Origin of the sequence: Frankia alni ACN14a, assembly GCF_000058485.1 — a bacterium.
Taxonomy (GTDB): Bacteria; Actinomycetota; Actinomycetes; order Frankiales; family Frankiaceae; genus Frankia; species Frankia alni.
On the sequence record NC_008278.1, the window covers coordinates 537,876 to 555,272 of the forward strand.

Sequence of the window (17,397 nt, forward strand, 5' to 3'; positions counted from 1 at the left end):
CCGTGACCGGCCTGCCAGCCCCCGACCCCGATCCCGATCCCGATCCCGACCAGTTCGGGCAGTCCGGATCGCTGCCTGACTGGCCGGAGAAGAACAATGTTGTTGTCGGGCCTGCCGCGATCCAGCAGGGCGACCGCAACGTTCAGCACAACTACTTTCCGGGCCGGCGGGTGGTGGCGTGGCCGGCGCTGGTGGGGCAGCCTCCGACGTTGGCGTCGGCGTTCCAGCCCCGCCAGGGCCTACAGGATCAGATTGTGGCGGCGCATCGCCGGGGTGAGGACGTGGTCCTGGCCCAGGGCGGCCGCGGCAGGGGTGCGGGTACGCGGGTCCTGGCGGGTGGCGGCGGGGTGGGGAAGTCCCAGCTGGCGGCGTGGTTCGCCCATCAGGCAGTCGAGCGGGGTACGGAGCTGGTGGTGTGGGTGGCTGCCGGTAGCGCGGAGCAGGTGATCACCACCTATGCCCGGGCCGCGGTGCGCGTCGGTGTCCCCGGCGCTGTTGGCGCTGACCCGACCGCGGACGCGCAGGCGCTGTTGGAGTGGTTGCACACCACCGACCGCAGCTGGCTGGTGGTCCTCGATGACATCACCGATCCGGCTGGTCTCACCGGCTGGTGGCCGCCGCACCGGCCGTCGGGATGGACGGTGGCGACCACCCGGCTGCGTGATGTCACTCTGGCGAGTGCGGGGCGGCGGACCGTCGAGGTCGACGTGTACACCCCGGCCGAGTCGGCGGCGTATCTGACCGGCCGGCTCACCGGCGAAGGCAAGGCCCATCTGCTCGATGCGGGTGTGGCCGGGCTGGGTGTGGCGGTGGGGCATTTGCCGTTGGCGTTGTCCCACGCCGCCGCCTACATGATCGCGCAGGAGGAGGGGTGCGCGGCCTACCTGGCCCGGTACACCGCCGGCGAGGAGCGGCTGGACGAGGTGATGCCCGCCAGCGCCGACCCGGACGGCTACGGCCGGCCGGTGGCCGTCACCCTCCTGCTTGCCCTCGACGCCGCCGATGCTGCCGATCCACCCGGGCTGGCCCGGCCCGCGTTGGCGGTGGCCTCGGTCTGTGACCCGGATGGTCATCCCGACACGTTGTGGGCCACCCCCGCCGTCCTCGGCTACCTGACCGCGCACCGCACCGCCACCGCCGGCCGGTCGGTCACCGCCGACCGGCCGGTCACCGCCGACCAGGCACGCAAGACCCTGCGGCTGCTGCACCGCTACGGCCTGCTTACCCACACCTCCACCGACGATGTGCGCGCCGTGCGGGTCCACGCGCTGACCGCCCGCGCCGCCCGGGAGACCACCATCGCCCCGGCGGCGCCGGTCCGCGCCGCGGCTGACGGGCTGCTGGCGCTGTGGCCGGACGGCGACCACACCACCCCCGACCTTGCCGCCGCGCTGCGTGCCAACACCACCACCCTGGCCGCCGTCGCCGGGGACCTGCTCTGGCAGCCCGACGGGCATCGGCTGCTGTTCCGGGCCGGCGACAGTCTGGTGAACGCCGGCCTGTACGCCCCTGCCGTCGCCTACCGGCAGCAGATCGCCGACCAGGCCGCCCGGCTGCTCGGCGACGAGCACCCGACCACGCTGACCGCCCGCGTCAACCTCGCCTTCTCCTACGGGCAGGGGGGGCGGACCGTCGAGGCGATCAGCCTCGGGGAGCGGGTGGTCGCCGACTGTGTGCGGCTGCTCGGCGGGGAGCATCCGGACACGCTGGCCGCCCGCGGCAACCTCGCCTTCTTCTGCGGGCAGGGGGGACGGATCGTCGAGGCGATCAGCCTCGGGGAGCGGGTGGTCGCCGACTATGTGCGGCTGCTCGGCGATGAGCATCCGGCCACGCTGGCCGCCCGTGGCAACCTCGCCTTGTCCTACCGGCAGGCGGGGCGGATCGTCGAGGCGATCAGCATCGAGGAGCGGCTGGTCGCCGATCGGGAGCGGCTGCTCAGCGGGGAGCATCCGGACACGCTGCGCGCCCGTGGCAACCTCGCCTTCTCCTACGGGCAGGTGGGGCGGATCGTCGAGGCGATCAGCCTCGGGGAGCGGGTGGTCGCCGACGCCGAGCGGCTGCTCGGCGACGAGCACCCGAACACGCTGACCGCCCGCGCCAACCTCGCCGTCTCCTACCTGCAGGCGGGGCGGACCGCCGAGGCGATCAGCATCTTCGAGCGGGTGGTCGCCGACTGTGTGCGGCTGCTCGGCGACGAGCACCCGGACACGCTGACCGCCCGCGTCAACCTCGCCTTCTCCTACGGGCAGGGGGGGCGGACCGACGAGGCGATCAGCATCGAGGAGCGGGTGGTCGCCGACTGTGTGCGGCTGCTCGGCGACGAGCACCCGTCCACGCTGACCGCCCGCGTCACCCTCGCCGGCTCCTACCGGCAGGGGGGGTGGACCGCCGAGGGGATCAACATCTTCGAGCGGCTGGTCGCCGACTGTGTGCGGCTGCTCGGCGGGGAGCATCCGACCACGCTGACCGCCCGCGCCACCCTCGCCTTCTCCTACGGGCAGGTGGGGTGGATCGTCGAGGCGATCAGCCTCGGGGAGCGGGTGGTCGCCGACGCCGAGCGGCTGCTCGGCGACGAGCACCCGAACACGCTGACCGCCCGCGCCAACCTCGCCGCCTCCTACCGGCAGGCGGGGCGGACCGACGAGGCGATCAACATCAAGGAGCGGGTGGTCGCCGACTCCGAGCGGCTGCTCGGCGACGAGCACCCGGACACGCTGACCGCCCGCGTCACCCTTGCCGTCTCCTACGGGCAGGCGGGGCGGACCGCCGAGGCGATCAACATCTTCGAGCGGCTGGTCGCCGACTGTGCGCGGCTGCTCGGCGCGGAGCATCCGGACACGCTGAGAGCCCGCGCCACCCTTGCCGTCTCCTACGGGCAGGTGGGGCGGACCGTCGAGGCGATCAGCATCGAGGAGCGGGTAATCGCCGACTCCGCGCGGCTGTTCGGCGACGAGCACCCGGCCACGCTGACCGCCCGCGCCACCCTCGCCGCCTCCTACCGGCAGGCGGGGCGGACCGTCGAGGCGATCAGCCTCGGGGAGCGGGTGGTCGCCGACTGTGCGCGGCTGTTCGGCGCGGAGCATCCGACCACGCTGCGCGCCCGCGCCGACCTTGCCGCCTCCTACCGGCTGGCGGGGCGGACCGTCGAGGCGATCAGCATCGAGGAGCGGGTAATCGCCGATCGGGAGCGGCTGCTCGGCGACGAGCACCCGGCCACGCTGACCGCCCGCGCCAACCTCGCCGCCTCCTACGGGCAGGCGGGGCGGACCGCCGAGGCGATCAGCCTCGGGGAGCGGGTGGCCGCCGACGCCGCGCGGCTGCTCGGCGCGGAGCATCCGACCACGCTGACCGCCCGCAACAACCTCGCCGCCTCCTACCGGCTGGCGGGGCGGATCGCCGAGGCGATCAGCATCTTCGAGCGGGTGGTCGCCGACTGTGCGCGGCTGCTCGGCGACGAGCACCCGGACACGCTGACCGCCCGCGCCAACCTCGCCGCCTCCTACGGGCAGGCGGGGCGGACCGCCGAGGCGATCAGCATCCTGGAGCGGGTGGTCGCCGATCGGGAGCAGCTGCTCGGCGACGAGCACCCGGACACCGTGGCGGCGGCAGACGCGTTGCGGGCGTGGCAGGCCGACGCCTGATCCGATGGTGCGACTGTCACCGGATCATGTCGGTTTGGGGTACGACGCTTCGGACAAAAGACGAAGCGGCAGCGAAGAGGATCACCGAGGCTTTCGCGCCGGAGGCGATCGACACGTTGTTGAAGGACGCGAAAGCGACCGGAACACCGATCGACGGTGTCGATGGCCTGTTGAACCAGATGACGAAAGCTGTCCTCGAGCGGGCCTTGCAGGTCGAGATGACGGACCATCTCGGCTACGAGGTGGGTGATCCGGCCGGTCAGGGCACGGGAAACTCCCGGAACGGGAGGTCCACGAAGACGGTGTCGACGCGGAACGGTCCGGTCGAGATCGAGGTACCCCGTGACCGGAACGGGTCGTTCGAACCGACGATCGTGCCGAAACGGGCGCGGCGGATCGGGAATCTCGACGACACGATCCTGTCGTTGTACTCGCGGGGCATGACGACCCGCGATATCGAGGCGCACCTGCGGGAGGTCTACGGGGTCTTGTGGGGTGCCAGAACTCGGCCACCGGTGGTGGCCTGGGGTTTTAGGCGGCTCGTTCGTATTCGTTGATCAGGCCGCCGAGGACGGGCCGACGTTTGATCCGTTCCTGGGTCAGGTCGGCGATGGGGTGGTCGGGCCGGGGTGGTTGAAGGTCGCGGCCGCGGTGGGGTCGCCGTCCGTTGTAGTGGGCCGCGTACTCGGCCAGGACGGTACGCAGATGCCGTTCACCGAAGATCAGTATCCGGTCGGTGGCCTCGTTCCGGACCGTGCGGACGAACCGTTCCGCGTAGGCGTTCGCCCGGGGAGTCCGGGGCGGGATCTTCACAGCGGTGATGCCGGCGTCGGTGAGGACCGCGTCGAACGATGCGGTGAACTGCCCTGCGCGGTCGCGGACCAGGAACTGGAAGTCTGCCGCGCGGTCACCGAGGTCCATGAGAAGGTTCCGGATCTGTTGGGTGGTCCACGGTCCGTCGGGGTGGACGGTGACCCCAACGATGTGGACGGTGCGGGTGCCGACCTCCAGGACGATGAAGCAGTACAGACGCCGCAACGTCACCGCGCAATCCACGTGGAAGAAGTCGACGGCCAGCATGGTCGAGGCCTGGGTACGTAGGAACTGCCGCCACGTTGTGTCGGTCTGCCGCCTGGGCGCGGGTGGAAGACCCAGGGACTTCAGGACCCGGCGGATCGTGGAGGCGCTCACCCGGTGGCCGAGCTTGAGGAGCTCGTCCTGGATCCGCTGGTAGCCTCACGTCGCGTTCTCGGTCGCGAACTGCTCGATCAGTGCGGCGATCTCCGCGCTGACCGGAGGTCGTCCCATCCGCTGCGGATGGGTCCATTTCCGTGTGATCAGACGGCGGTGCCACCGCAGAATGGTCCCAGGGGTGATCAGCCGGTGGGCTCGCAGCGTTGTGGGGAGAAGCCGAACGAGTGCGGCGAGGACCGCCCGGTCTGCCCAGTCCCACCGCGGCTTGGGCTGGGTACGGCGCAGCACCGCGACCTCGTGCCGCAACACGAGCAGCTCGATGTCCTTCGACGCCGACGAACGACCGAGGAGAACCAGCCAGCCGCACACCCGAACGAAGATCAGATAGAGCAGGCGGATGGACATAGCTGACCATCATGCCGCCGGCCCCGCACGGCCGCATCCCCGCAGGTCACAGGCCCAGGCCGACTTCTGGCACCCCACAGGGTCGGGAGCGGCATAGGACGCTCCCGACCCGTCCTTTGTCGACTATTCGTACAGACTTGCGGTGGCTGGCCCGGTCATCGCGACAGGTGATTGGCCCACGTGGTGTGCGTGATCGTGTAGATCGCGTCGTCGCGGAACTGTGTGCCTGCGTCGTGGAATCCAAGTTTGGTCGCGACTCGGATCGATGCCGCGTTCTGCGGATTGATCAGGGAGATGATCTGATCGGCCTTAACGTGCGTGAATGCAAAAATCAGAACGGCCCGTCCGGCTTCTGTGGCGAGGCCCTGGCCCCATCGGTCGTGGCGAATTGTCCAAGCGGCTTCGATGCCGGGCCAGCCGGGCTCCTCGTACAGTCCGGCACGGCCGATGAACTCTCCGGTGGTCCGGTCTTCGAGGGCCCACATGCCGAAACCGCGCAGGTGCCAGTGTCCGGTCAGCGCGGCTTCCATGTCCCACACGGCCGCTTCGCTGCGAGGACTGCCGGTGTACCGGCCCATTTCGGGATCGGCAGCGACCGCCGCGTACGGTTCGACGTCGCGGGCCTGCCAGCAGCGTAAGAGCAGCCGTTCGGTGATCACGGTGGGTACGACGATGGCGGTGGGCTCGCCGAAGTGGAGCTGGCTCATCGGGCGGCGGGCAGGGCCAGGAGCGGACGGACGTGGTGCAGGCGTTCCCGGACGTCGGCGACGACGGGCAGGGTGGCGTAGGGATCAAGCTGGGCGGCGACTTCGTGGGCTCGGTGCAACACCGTCCGGGTCGGGTAGCTCGCCAGGAGGTCCAGAGTGCGGCCCATGATCCGCGCCGCCTCCTCGGGGTCTGGCTTCGGTCGGTTCAGCAGCGCGGTGGCCAGGGCCGCGAGGCTTCCGCCGTAGTCCTCGGGGCGGCGAATGCCCTGCTCCTCGAGGATCGTGATCGATCGGCGGGCATGGGGCTCCGCCTCCGTGCCTTCCCCGAGGCGGCTGAGCGCGACCGCCGTGAAGCCCGCGACGGCCTCGTCGTCAAAGGGGGGCTCCCCGAACTGCGGCACGGTGAACAGATCATCGGCCATCGCGTCGAGGGCGTGACGCGTGCGGGTCTCGTCCCCGAGGGCCGCCCAGGCGCGGGCCTCGAACGCGGCGAGCCGGGCGCGGGCGTAGGGATCGGCGGTGGGCCGTGCCGCAGCAGCGATCTCGGCGGCGGTCTGGAACGTGCCGGCGAAGTACGCCAGCGACGATCGTAGGCCGGCGACGGTGCCGGTGAGCAGCGCGTCATCGGCGTCGTCGCCGTGCTGGAACGCGAGCATCCCGAACCGACGCGCGGTCTCGTCATCACCGGTATTCAACGCAAGCCGGGCCAGGTAGAACCCATACCTCCCGGCAAAAGAGGTCACCTGGCGCCGAACCTTCAGACCTCCCCGGCCCTCCAGGAACTCCTCCGCCTGCCTCCAGCCCGCGAGGATGCGGGGGAACATCACGCTGTGCGGGGTGGCCATGTAGGTCGCGGCGATACCGTCGAGGTCCGCTTCCATCTCTTCCACGGTGAGCTGATCAGGGTGCGCCACCGCCAGCCTGCGGTAAAGGACTGCGGCGCTGGTCCCGGCCGCTGCCATGGCTTCCATGAACTGCCGTCTGTCCGTCAGATCCTCCCCTCCGTCGTCTTCTACTGTTACCCCCAGAGCGGCAAGTCGTCGACTTCCCGGAAGCTGCACTGCGGCGGCGGTCGCCTCGACCATGCGGCCGCACCCAAAGCTACCGGCTCGCGAAAACCGGGAAATTCCCCGTGAAGATTTTCCAGATCGGTAGCCGATACAAAGTTCCCACCTCCCTCATCCGTCGGCACCTCTCCATCGACGAGATCTCTGGTGAAGGCGCTTGACACGGGGTGTCCATGGAGCCTGAATTGTTTTGATGGTCGTTTCCTCGTTACGTCGACCATTGCATGTGTGCGGGGCGGCCGCGCATTCCGCTCTCACCTAGTCCTTTTTCATGCTCTCGACCGAGAGATTTCATGGACTTTCCGGATATTTGGGTGAAGTTTTATTTGCGGTGTGATGCCAGGGGTTCCGGGTCCTTTCCGTAGAGGCGAGATCGATCGTCAGACTCAAGAATTGAAAACGAAGGGCTTTTCTGAGAAAATGAAAATTAAAACGGAGAGGCGGTGCGGCTGCCGTGATGCGGACGGCAAGCAGCTTGGGAAACGCTGCCCGAAGCTCAAGAGAAAAGATCATGGTAGGTGGACGTATCGAATCCAGGTTCCCGAAGATCTGCGGCCGCTGGTCGGCAGAGGGGAGATTCGGGGCTCCGGATACCCGGCCGAAGAGGACGCACGGGCGGACGCCGAGAAGGAAGTTGTCAAGATCCGTTCTGGGCGGCAACACGTCGGCCAGTTGACCGTCGGTCAGTACTTGAACACGTGGCTCGCGGGAAAGCGGCGACTACGCCCCACGAGTCGCGGTGGCTATGAGAGCAACATCCGCCTCTATCTATGCCCCATGCTCGGGGAACTGCCCCTCAAGGGGCTCCGGAAAAGTCATATTCATCAGATGATCGCACGGCTTGAGGTCGAGGGATCCGCTCCCGTGAAAGGGGGCAACGGTGCGATAAGGAAGTCTCGGCCGCTCGCTCCGAAAACGATTCTCGAGATCTTCGCAACGCTGCGAGCCGCGCTCAACGACGCGGTGGTAGAACGGTTGATTGACGGAATCCGGCTTTGGGTGTGGAGATGCCTGAACAAGACGAGGAGGAGGTTGAACCGTGGGAGCCCGAGGAGGTCGGCCGATTCCTGGACGAGGCCGCTGACGACCGCCTGGCCGCCCTGTACGAGCTGATCGCCATTCACGGGGTACGTCGAGGGGAAGCCTGCGGGCTGGCCGACACGGACGTTGACGCGGAGGCGTCGAGGCTGACGATCTGCCGCCAGATCGTCGAGTCGCAGGGCCGCCTAGGCGTGTGGCCACCCAAGACGAAGTCGGGAAAGCGGCCACTCGATATAGATCCGATGATGCTCGAATCAATCACGGCACGCCAGCTCGAGCGGGACGCCGAGCGCGACGCGGTCGGACCGGCATGGAACAACGGCACCCTGCCTAACCAGCGCGGGGAATTGGTACAGCTCACCGGGCTGATCTTCACCCGCCTCGACGGGAGGCACCTCTCGCCGGCATACGTCACGAGCCACATGCAGGTGATTGCCCGACGGGTGGGGCTGTGCTGCCAACTCGTGCGCTCGGCCGAGCGGGGCGCAAAGACGCCGACGGTCGGCAAGCGGTACCGGGCGCCAGAAGGCATATGGACGGTTTACCGGGATCGGGTGCCGTGCGGACAGGTGGAGGTGATCGGCTGCACCCGGCGTCGCGGCTCCAGCGCGGTGCTGCACCTCGCCGAGGCGCTGCCTTTCGACTTGGAGGCCGGCGTCGAGCTCGGCGAGGATCTGCTGTCCCTCAAGCGGCTGCACGACCTCCGGCACAGCTCGGCGAGCATCCATCTCTCCGAGGGCGGAGATCTCACGCTGCTGAGTAAGAGGCTTGGTCACAGCTCCCCGGCGATCACCGCTCGGCTGTACGCGCACCTGTTGCGGTCGACGGGTCAGGCGGCGGCGGAGACGGTCGCGAACGCGGTTCCGCGGCGGGTGAGACGGCCATCTCACCCACAATCCACCCACAGCGATCAGCGCACGCGAAACGAGTAAGTAGGAAATGCAAACCATGCAGCTAACACGCCTGCCGCGGGGTGGGCCGTCAGGGACTCGAACCCTGAACTCGCCGGTTAAAAGCCGGCTGCTCTGCCAATTGAGCTAACGGCCCCGCGGGGCGATCCTACCCGGATGGGGCGTGGTCGTCGGAGCCTCCGGGCGTGGGGGGCGCGAGTCGACGGACGGTCGTCCTGTGGCACGGGTCACAGTGCGCCGGACTGTCGCTTCCGTCGATGATGGCGATCTCCGACCTCTCCTCCCGGTTTCCGGACGCGTCACGCTACCGGGGCGGGCCGGGGGCCGAGCATCCGCGAGTGTCGAGGAGCCCACGTGAGCGAGATCAGCCCGGCCGCCGAGTCGGAACCGAGCGCCGTGAGTGCGGGGCACACGATCGTCTTCATCCACGGTCTGTGGCTGTCGTCGGCGAGCTGGCAGCCGTGGATCGACCGGTTCGCCGCCCTGGGGCACACCGGTCTCGCGCCGGAGTGGCCGGGGATGGACCGTGACCTCGAGGCGTTGCGGGGCGAGCCGACCGCCGACAACCACATCGGCGTGACCGAGGTGACGGACAGCTACGCGAAGATCGTCGCGGCGCTGCCGGAGGCGCCGATCCTCGTCGGGCACTCGTTCGGTGGGCTGATCGTCCAGCTCCTGCTCGACCGCGGCCTCGGGGCGGCCGGGGTGGCGATCTCGCCGGCGCCGGTGAAGGGCGTGCTGCGGCTGCCGCTGGCCACGCTGCGCTCGTCGGCCCCGGTGCTGACGAAGCCGGCGACCCGCGGCCGGCTGGTCGGGCTGACCGCGGACCAGTGGTTCTACGCGTTCGCGAACACGGTCAGCCGGGCCGAGTCGGATGAGCTGTACGCGCGGCTGCAGGTGCCCACTCCGGGCCGGCCGCTGTGGCAGGCCGCGTTCGCGAACGTCAACCCGAAGGCGGTGAGCAAGGTCGACTTCACCAAGGCCGACCGGGCGCCGCTGCTGGTCCTCGGCAACGGCGCCGACCACACCGTCCCGGCGTCGGTCAGCCGGGAGACGTACACCCGCCAGCGCAGGTCGGGAGCGATCACGGCGTACCACGAGTTCCCGGGTCGTCCGCACCTGACGGCCAGCGTGCCCGGCTGGGAAGAGGTGGCCGACCTCGCCCTCGCCTGGGCGCTGGCCCCCCGCTCCGGCGAGGTCTGAGCTCGGCAGCTCACCGTCTCGGCAGGCGGCCGTCTCGGCAGGCCAGCGGCCGGGCGGCTCGGCTGCTCAGGACGGCGAGAAGTGCACCGGCAGGGCGGACAGGCCGCGCATCCACGGTGACGGACGCCAGACCAGCGCGTCGGGGGAGACGGCGAGCACGGCGTCGGGCAGCCGGTCGAGCAGCACCTCGACGGCGCCCCGCACGATCGTCTCGGCGATCTCCTGCGCGGGATACGGGCAGCGGTGCTCGCCGTGGCCGAACGACATGTGGGCGTGGTTGCCGCCGGGGCCCTCGAAGGAGTCCGGCCGCACCTGCGGGTCGCCGTTCGCCGCCGCGCAGCTCAGCACGAGCATGTCACCGGCCTGGATGTGCTGGCCGGCGAGCTGGGTGCTGCGGACCGCCCAGCGGCCGGACATGTTCTGCAGCGGCGTGTCCTCCCACAGCACCTCGTTGAGCGCCTGCCCGACGCTGCGCCGGCCCCCGGAAAGGGTCACGGCGAACCGGCTGTCGGTGAGCATCAGCCGCAGCGTGTTGCCGATCCAGTCGGTGATCGGCTGCTGGCCGATCCCGACGATCAGCAACAGGTCCCACGACGCCTCCTCGTCGGTCAGCTTCCCGGGGTGGCCGAGCATCGCGGACGGGAGGTCCGGCCGCGGGCGGGCCCGCCGGTCGGCCAGCAGCGCGTTGATGATGGCGACGAACCGGGAGTGGCCGGCGACCGCCTCCGGGCCGGAGCCGTCGGTGGCCGCGTTCATCGACGCGAGCAGCTCCGGCAGGCCGGCCTCGGGAATGCCGATCATGCGTCCGATCAGCAGCATCGGCATCGACTGGGCGTACTCGGTGATGAGGTCCGCCTCGCCGCGTCCGGCGAAACCGTCGATCAGCTCGTCGCAGGTCCGCTCGCACAGCGCCCGCAGCTCGAACAGGTCCACGTCACCGAGCACGTCGTTCATGATCGCGGAGCGGCGCTCGAACTCGGCGCCCTCCAGGTGCATCGTGTACGGCTGGTAGCCGACGACGGGCAGCAGCGGCCAGTCCGGCGGGACGCGGTCCCAGGCGTTCCAGCGGCGCGGGTCGCGACCGTACAGCTCCGGGTTGCTCGTCACGTAGTGCAACTCCCGATAGCCGAGGACCAGCCAGGCGGGGATGTCGCCGTCGAGCAGGATCGGCGCGACGGGGCCGTGGACGCGGCGCATCTCCCGGTACATCTGCGCCGGGTTGTGCTGGAAGCGCGGGCCGTACAACCGGACCGCGCCCGGGTGGTCGGGGAAGCCCGGCGCCGGAGCCGCGAGCTCGGGGGCGGCCGGCGCCGGCGCCCAGGTGTCGACGCGGTCGTGGGACGGAGGTGTCACGGCGAGATCTCCTGGGCGGTGGACAGGGCGTACAGGTGGTTGACCAGTGCGATCAGGACCGACTTGCTCGACGCGCGGTGCCGGGCGTCGCAGTCGACGAGCGGGACGTCGTCGGACAGCGACAGCGCCTCGCGCAGCTGCGGCAGCGTGTGCGCCGGCTCGCCGAAGTTGTTCCGCGCGACGATGAACGGCATCCCGTGGTGCTCCAGCCGGTCGATCGCGTACCAGGAGTCCGCCACCCGACGGGTGTCGACCAGGACGACTGCGCCGAGCGTCCCTGCGAACAGCCGGTCCCACAGGAACCAGAACCGCTCCTGCCCAGGGGCGCCGAACAGGTAGAGCACCATCCGCTCGTTGAGGCTGATCCGGCCGAAGTCGAAGGCCACGGTGGTCGTGGTCTTCTCCCGCACGCCGCCCGTGTCGTCGATGCCGATGCCGGCACCGGTCATCGTCTCCTCGGTGCTCAGCGGGCGGATCTCGCTGACCGCGCGGACCATCGTGGTCTTGCCGACACCGAACCCGCCGACGATCACGATCTTCAGCGCGTCGTCGACCGTGCTCGCCAGCGGGGCGCGGGAACGGGGTAACGCCCGGACGGCGGGCTCAGAGCTTCTTGAGTCCAACGAGCACCTGCTTCAGGATCTCGGGATGGGGCAACGGCGTCCTGACGACGGAGGCCGAGGGATGGCGCGCCGCGATCCGGCCGGTGTCCAGCAGGTCGCAGAGCAGGATCTTCACCACGCTCACCGGCAGCTTCAGCTCGGCGGCGAGCTCCACGACGGCGACCGGCGACCGGCACATCCGCAGGATCGCGGCGTGCTCGGACTGCATGCCCGGCGCCGGGTCGCTCTCGCTGACGATCAGCGTGACGAGGTCGAAGGCGTTCTCGTCGGCGCGGCTGCGCCCGCCGGTGACGGTGTAGAGCCGGTCGGGGTTCTCCCCGTCGATGGCCTCGCGGATCACGAGGCCGCGAACCCGGGGGCGGCCTCGCGCGGCGGGGCACTGAGGTAGTCGCCGATCTGCTCGACCAGCTCGTTCATGTTGTGCCCGATGACGCCGGCGTCGGCGTCATCGGTCGCCACGACGGCGAGATGGGCGCCCTGGCCGGCCTCGATGATGAACAGCAGGCCGCCGTGGAACTCGGTCATCGACTGCCGCACGCCCCCGCTGCCGTCCCCGAACTCGATCGACGCGCCATGCGAGAGGCTCTGGATACCGGAGGCGATGGCGGCGAGCTGGTCCGCGGAATCCACGCTGAGACCGGAACTGCGGCAGAGCTTGAGCCCGTCCTTGGAGAGCACCAGGGCGTGTCGGGTTCCCGGAGTCCGCTCCAACAGGTTTTCCAGCAGCCAGTCGAGGTCACGGGTTCTCGTGTTCATGCTTGTCTCCGGCCGTGCGTAGGAGCGATCAGGAGTTGCCGTTGCGCCAGGTGGGGAGGCCGCCGGGGGTGGGTCCGTCGAACCTGGTCCCGTCCGGGGTGAGCCCGTCGAACGTGGACCCGCCTGGAGTGGGCCCGTCGGCGTCGGTCCCGCCCCGCGTCTGGAACCAGGTGCTCTCGTCCGGGCCGCCGGCGCTGCCCCCGGAGGCGGGGTGCGGTTCCACCGGTCTCGGTGGCACGGTCGGTCCCGGTGGCACGGTCGGTCTCGGTGGCACGGTCGGTCTCGGTGGCACGGTCGGTCCCGGTGGCACGGTCGGTCCCGGCAACGCGGTCGGTCCGGTACGTGACGGAGGCAGCGGAGGCGGCGGCGATGGCGGGCGACCCACGCCGGGCCGGTCGGGCGCGCTGGAGGTGTTCGAGGCGACCGCGTCGGTCCGCTCGCCGCGGGTCGCGCGGCGGAAGGCGCCGAAGCGGGCGCCGGCGTCGGCGGGCGGGGAGGCGCGCGTCGGCGCCGGCGGAACCGGCACCCGGCCCACCGCGTTCGCCATGGTCTCCCCGCGACGCCGTTTCGGCAGCACCTCGCGGGGCGCCGGTGGCACGGGCGCGGCCGGCTCGCCGGGAACATCGGCGCGCGCGACCGGCCCCGTCGGGCTGCCCAGAACGGGTGTGCCGGGTGCGGCGGGTCGCCCCGCCGCGGCGCCGTCCGCCAGGCCGCTTCCCGCCAGGCCGCTTCCCGCCAACCCGGTTCCCGCCAACCCGGTTCCCGTCGACCCGGTTCCCGTCGACCTGGTGCCGTTGAAGCTCGTGCCGTCGAAGCTGGCGCCGTCGAAGCTGGCGCCGTCGAGGCTGGGTTCGACCGAGGTGGGGCGCTCCAGCCTGCTGCTCGTGCCCCGAGGCGCCGCGCCGGCCGCGTCCGCGCGCGCCGCCGCGCCCGGGGCGGCCGCGGCCGCGCCGACGATCTCGCCCACCGGCAGCCCGGCCGCGGTGGGGTTCGGCCGCGGCTGGGTGATGAGCCGGCGGGGGATCATCACCACGACGCCGGTACCGCCGCGCGAGGACGGCCGGAACGACACCATCAGACCGTGCTTGCGGGCAAGCACGCCGACGACGGCCAGGCCCAGGCGGGTGCCGGACAGCGTGGTCAGATCCAGCGGCTCCGCCGAGACGGCGGCCTCGGCACGGCGCAGCGCGGCGGGTCCCATGACGAGGCCACCGTCCTCGATCGTCACGACGATGCCGGCCTGGACCTCCTCCACGTAGACGTGCACCTCCTCGGACGGAGGCGAGAAGCTGGTCGCGTTGTCCATCAGCTCGGCGAGAGCGTGCATGACGCCCTCCGCGGCGTAGCCGGCGACCGCGACCGTGCTCGTCGAGTGCAGACGGACCCGCTGGTAGGCACTGATCCGGCCGACCGCGCCGCGCAGGATGCTCTCCATCACGATCGGCTTGGTCCATCGCCGCCCGGTACGGGCGCCGGTCAGTACCGCGATGCTGTCCGCCAGCCGGCCCGCCTGCGCGGTCGCGTGGTCCAGGCGGAGCAGGTCGCCGAAGACCTCCTCGTCGTGGCGCTCCTCCATCTCGCGCAGGTCCGCGAGCATGCTCGTCGCCAGGGCCTGCACCCGGCCGGCGGCGTTGGCGCAGGCGGACATCGCCGCGGCGCGCATCCGCTCGCCGCGGCCGATCTCCGTCGCCAGCGTCCGCAGGATGCGTCGGTGGGTCTCGCGTGCCTCGCGGTCCCCGTCGCCGATCTCCGGGCTTGCGGCGGCGTCCCCGCGGCCGATGACGCCCGCCTCCTGGCCGATGACCGTCCCGACGGCAGGGTCGGTTCCGCGGGCGAGGCCCGGGTAGGCGGTGCCGGCGGCGCCGATCTCGCCGATCTCCACGATCTCGGCCAGCGCGGCCTCGGGCGAGGCACCGTCACGCAGCCGTTTCACGACCGCGGGCAGGATCTGGTCGGCGAGCTGGGCGGCGCGGACGTTCTGCGTCTGGACCTGGGACTGCGCGCCGGCGAGCCGGTTCTCCAGGTCGGTGACCTGGCTGCGTAACCGACGGACCGCCCGACCGCGGCCGAGCGCGAGCGCGACGGTGAGCAGCACGACCGCGGTGGCCACCACCGCCGACACGATCACCGGCGGTCGGTCCGGGCCGGCGGTGGCGGCGTTCGCCCACGCGGCCGCGCCGACGACGGCCAGCACGGCGATCAGCAGGACGACGGGCGTCTGGTCGGTCGGGGTGCGGGGGCCACGGCGGGTGGGCGAGGCATGTGTCGGCATGAGGCGGTCCTCGTCAGCGGCTGGTGGCGAGCACGCGGGGACGGTCCGGGTGGCCGCCGAGGGCGCGCCGTCGGCCGTGGGCGCGTTCGGCCTGGTGGGACGTGCGTAAGCCCAGATTCGTGACTGCCACGGTTTCGACCCCCCGGTCTCGCCTGTGTCGCCGGTCCCGCCGGTCCCGCGATCCGGCCGGTAGGACGTTGCCGATCCGGCCGGTCAACCATGTGCCCAGGCCACCGGCGGCGGCCGGCCCGGGTCGGCGGCGATGTCGGACAGCCTAGGCACGCATTCACGGCTCGCAGACGGCCAGCAACCAGCATTGAGCGGGACGATCGACCCCTAGTGGCAGAGATGGGGCACTGTTGTCCCCGAATGGTCCCCGAGGCTGCCCGGAACCATCCGGGGACAAGGGAACGGTTCCGCAAGAGGCGGCGGTCCCGCCTATGCGCGAACGGCCTAGATTCCCGAGCGCCGTCCTGAATGCCCCGTTTGCCCGTCCGCCTTAGTGGTGGTTTGCACACATCTGGACGATGTGGCTGTGCCGGGGAACCGTCTCGCGGATTCCCCGCATGACGGCGGCATGGTGATGCGGAAGCCGGCATGGACGAGGCGACGAGCGAACTGTTGGCACTTTTGGGCCATCGGAAGAACCCGGGGCTCGCTGTCGGCGGCGGGCTCGGCGCGGTGCGCTCAGCGGCCCCGGGCCGCGGCGGGTCCGGGGTAGGGCAGCAGCGCCATCTCCCGGGCGTTCTTGATCGCCCGGGTCACCTCCCGATGCTGACGAGGTGTCAGCCCGGTGATCCGCCGGGCCCGGATCTTGCCCCGGTCGGAGATGAACTGGCGCAGCAGGGCGACATCCTTGTAGTCGACGTAGGTGATCCCGCGTTCGCGGAGAATGTTCGGCTTTTTGCGCTGTCCCGGCTTCGGGGTGCGACGCGTGGGCATGGGATGACCTCCTGTCGACCGTCGGTGTCCACTCGGTTATCTCACGGAGCGCGCAGTGATGGTCGGGTGACGACAATCCGTGCTCGGTCGCCATGCTGGCGGCGCCCACCCCGGTTTGGCGGTAAACCGCCGGTCCTGCACATCGTTGAATTCAGGTAACGCTAAGCATCTACTGCGCCCGGGTGGCAGTCACGTGGGGTGACGGGGATCGCGGCCCTCCGCCTCACATCGGCCCTTCCGAAGGAGACTTTCGTGACCAGAAGGCATTCCCCGGCACGCGCGGCAACACTGACCACCGCGCTGGCCGCCGGAATCGTCGCCGCCCTCCCCGGCCTGGCCGGGGCGGCGAGCGCTTCTTCCGCGGTCCCGGGCGCCGTGGCCGTCTCGAAGCGCCCGGCGCTGTTCGAGCGCCCGGCGCGGTTCGACGACCTGCGGGCGGTCGGCCTCGGCCTGACGACGACGGGCGTCCTGGTCCGCTTCGACGTCGACTCGCCCTCCCGGCTGGTGCGGATCGGCCAGGTCAGCGGCCTCGTCGGCGGTGACACGAGCCTCATCGGGATCGACTATCGGGTGCAGAACGGTCGCCTCTACGGCGTCGGCAACCTCGGCGGCATCTATGTGATCAACACGTCCACCGCGGTCGCGACCCGGGTGTCGCACCTCACGGTGGCGCTCAGCGGCACCGCCTTCGACGTCGACTTCGACCCGGCGGCCAACCGGCTGCGCATCATCAGCAACACCGGCCAGAGCCTGCGGCACAACATCGACGACCGGGCCGGCGTCCCGCCGATCGGCACCACGGTCGTCGACACACCGCTGAACTACCCGCCGACGGCCATCGTGGCGACCGGCCTGACCGGCGCTGCCTACACCAACAACGACCTGGACCCGGCGACGTCGACCACCCTGTTCGGCGTCGACACCACCCTCGGCCAGGTGGTCGTCGGCTCGCCGTCCCACTCCGGTCAGCTCGTCGCGACGGGGCAGTTCGGCCTGCCCCTGGGTGGCGACGCCGGCTTCGACATCTTCACCCGGCGGTCGGGCGGTCGGGCGGTGGGCAACCGGGCCTTCGCGACCCTGCTGGTCGGGTCCACCTACCGGCTGGCCGAGATCGACCCGCTGACCGGGCGAATCCGCGTCCACGGCTCGTTCCCGAGCAACGCCCAGGTCGCCGACATCGCGATCCCGCCGAACCAGTAACGAGCTGATTCAGGAGCGGAACGAACCTGGAGTAGGCCGAATCTGGAGTAGGCCGAATCTGGAGTTAGGCCAAGTCTGGAGC

Annotated in this window: 13 protein-coding genes, 1 tRNA gene and 2 pseudogenes; 6 read left to right on the forward strand and 10 right to left on the reverse strand. The window is 70.6% G+C overall.

Going from position 1 to position 17,397, the window contains the following annotated elements:
* The first annotated feature begins 2 nt into the window (after positions 1–2).
* A complete protein-coding gene (locus FRAAL_RS02065; RefSeq protein WP_011601727.1) occupies positions 3–3,641 on the forward strand; it encodes a tetratricopeptide repeat protein in 3,639 nt (1,212 codons plus the stop codon).
* A 26-nt stretch (positions 3,642–3,667) separates the two neighbouring features.
* A pseudogene (locus FRAAL_RS31180) lies at positions 3,668–4,147 on the forward strand (transposase); the annotation flags it as partial.
* Positions 4,148–4,172: 25 nt separating this feature from the next.
* On the opposite strand, the pseudogene FRAAL_RS35695 reads toward FRAAL_RS31180, so the two are convergent.
* The 3 genes and pseudogenes from FRAAL_RS35695 to FRAAL_RS02085 form a co-directional block, all read right to left on the reverse strand.
* Positions 4,173–5,240 (reverse strand): annotated as a pseudogene (locus FRAAL_RS35695) (integrase core domain-containing protein).
* Between the two features lie 155 nt (positions 5,241–5,395).
* Positions 5,396–5,947 carry a GNAT family N-acetyltransferase gene (locus FRAAL_RS02080; protein ID WP_011601731.1) on the reverse strand — a complete coding sequence of 184 codons (552 nt, stop codon included), beginning with the start codon at positions 5,945–5,947 and terminating at the stop codon, positions 5,396–5,398.
* Entirely contained in the window at positions 5,944–7,032 is a 1,089-nt protein-coding gene (locus tag FRAAL_RS02085; RefSeq protein ID WP_157891961.1) for an NsdA family TPR-like regulatory protein, read from the reverse strand. Before FRAAL_RS02085 ends, FRAAL_RS02080 begins: the two co-directional genes overlap by 4 nt.
* A gap of 375 nt (positions 7,033–7,407) precedes the next feature.
* Here FRAAL_RS02085 and FRAAL_RS31190 point away from each other — a divergent pair, with 375 nt between their 5' ends.
* Both FRAAL_RS31190 and FRAAL_RS34480 read left to right on the forward strand, forming a co-directional pair.
* Positions 7,408–8,127: a tyrosine-type recombinase/integrase gene (locus FRAAL_RS31190; protein ID WP_157891962.1), complete on the forward strand. Its 720-nt coding sequence runs from the start codon at positions 7,408–7,410 to the stop codon at positions 8,125–8,127.
* Complete coding sequence (locus FRAAL_RS34480) at positions 8,022–8,987, forward strand: site-specific integrase (RefSeq protein WP_231861462.1); 966 nt, start codon at positions 8,022–8,024, stop codon at positions 8,985–8,987. The genes FRAAL_RS31190 and FRAAL_RS34480 overlap by 106 nt, the downstream gene beginning before the upstream one ends.
* A gap of 42 nt (positions 8,988–9,029) precedes the next feature.
* Here FRAAL_RS34480 and FRAAL_RS02095 read toward each other — a convergent pair.
* Positions 9,030–9,102, reverse strand: a tRNA-Lys gene (locus tag FRAAL_RS02095).
* Positions 9,103–9,320: 218 nt separating this feature from the next.
* Here FRAAL_RS02095 and FRAAL_RS02100 point away from each other — a divergent pair.
* On the forward strand, positions 9,321–10,169 hold the full coding sequence (locus FRAAL_RS02100; RefSeq protein ID WP_011601735.1) for an alpha/beta hydrolase: 849 nt from the start codon (positions 9,321–9,323) through the stop codon (positions 10,167–10,169).
* A 66-nt stretch (positions 10,170–10,235) separates the two neighbouring features.
* On the opposite strand, the gene FRAAL_RS02105 is transcribed toward FRAAL_RS02100, so the two are convergent.
* The 6 genes from FRAAL_RS02105 to rpsR all read right to left on the reverse strand — a co-directional run bounded on the left by FRAAL_RS02105 (position 10,236) and on the right by rpsR (position 16,115).
* Positions 10,236–11,522 (reverse strand): cytochrome P450, encoded by a 1,287-nt coding sequence (locus FRAAL_RS02105; RefSeq protein ID WP_011601736.1) that lies wholly within the window; start codon positions 11,520–11,522, stop codon positions 10,236–10,238.
* On the reverse strand, positions 11,519–12,145 hold the full coding sequence (locus FRAAL_RS02110) for a GTP-binding protein (protein WP_041938703.1): 627 nt from the start codon (positions 12,143–12,145) through the stop codon (positions 11,519–11,521). The genes FRAAL_RS02105 and FRAAL_RS02110 overlap by 4 nt, the downstream gene beginning before the upstream one ends.
* Positions 12,126–12,485, reverse strand: a complete 360-nt coding sequence (locus FRAAL_RS02115; protein WP_011601738.1) for a DUF742 domain-containing protein — start codon at positions 12,483–12,485, stop codon at positions 12,126–12,128. Before FRAAL_RS02115 ends, FRAAL_RS02110 begins: the two co-directional genes overlap by 20 nt.
* Positions 12,482–12,901 carry a roadblock/LC7 domain-containing protein gene (locus FRAAL_RS02120; protein WP_011601739.1) on the reverse strand — a complete coding sequence of 140 codons (420 nt, stop codon included), beginning with the start codon at positions 12,899–12,901 and terminating at the stop codon, positions 12,482–12,484. Before FRAAL_RS02120 ends, FRAAL_RS02115 begins: the two co-directional genes overlap by 4 nt.
* 28 nt (positions 12,902–12,929) lie before the next feature.
* Positions 12,930–15,173 (reverse strand): ATP-binding protein, encoded by a 2,244-nt coding sequence (locus FRAAL_RS30165; protein ID WP_011601740.1) that lies wholly within the window; start codon positions 15,171–15,173, stop codon positions 12,930–12,932.
* A 687-nt stretch (positions 15,174–15,860) separates the two neighbouring features.
* Complete coding sequence (gene rpsR, locus FRAAL_RS02130) at positions 15,861–16,115, reverse strand: 30S ribosomal protein S18 (protein ID WP_011601743.1); 255 nt, start codon at positions 16,113–16,115, stop codon at positions 15,861–15,863.
* A 252-nt stretch (positions 16,116–16,367) separates the two neighbouring features.
* On the opposite strand from rpsR, the gene FRAAL_RS02135 reads away from it, so the two are divergent.
* Positions 16,368–17,315, forward strand: a complete 948-nt coding sequence (locus tag FRAAL_RS02135) for a DUF4394 domain-containing protein (protein ID WP_157734092.1) — start codon at positions 16,368–16,370, stop codon at positions 17,313–17,315.
* Positions 17,316–17,397 lie beyond the last annotated feature (82 nt).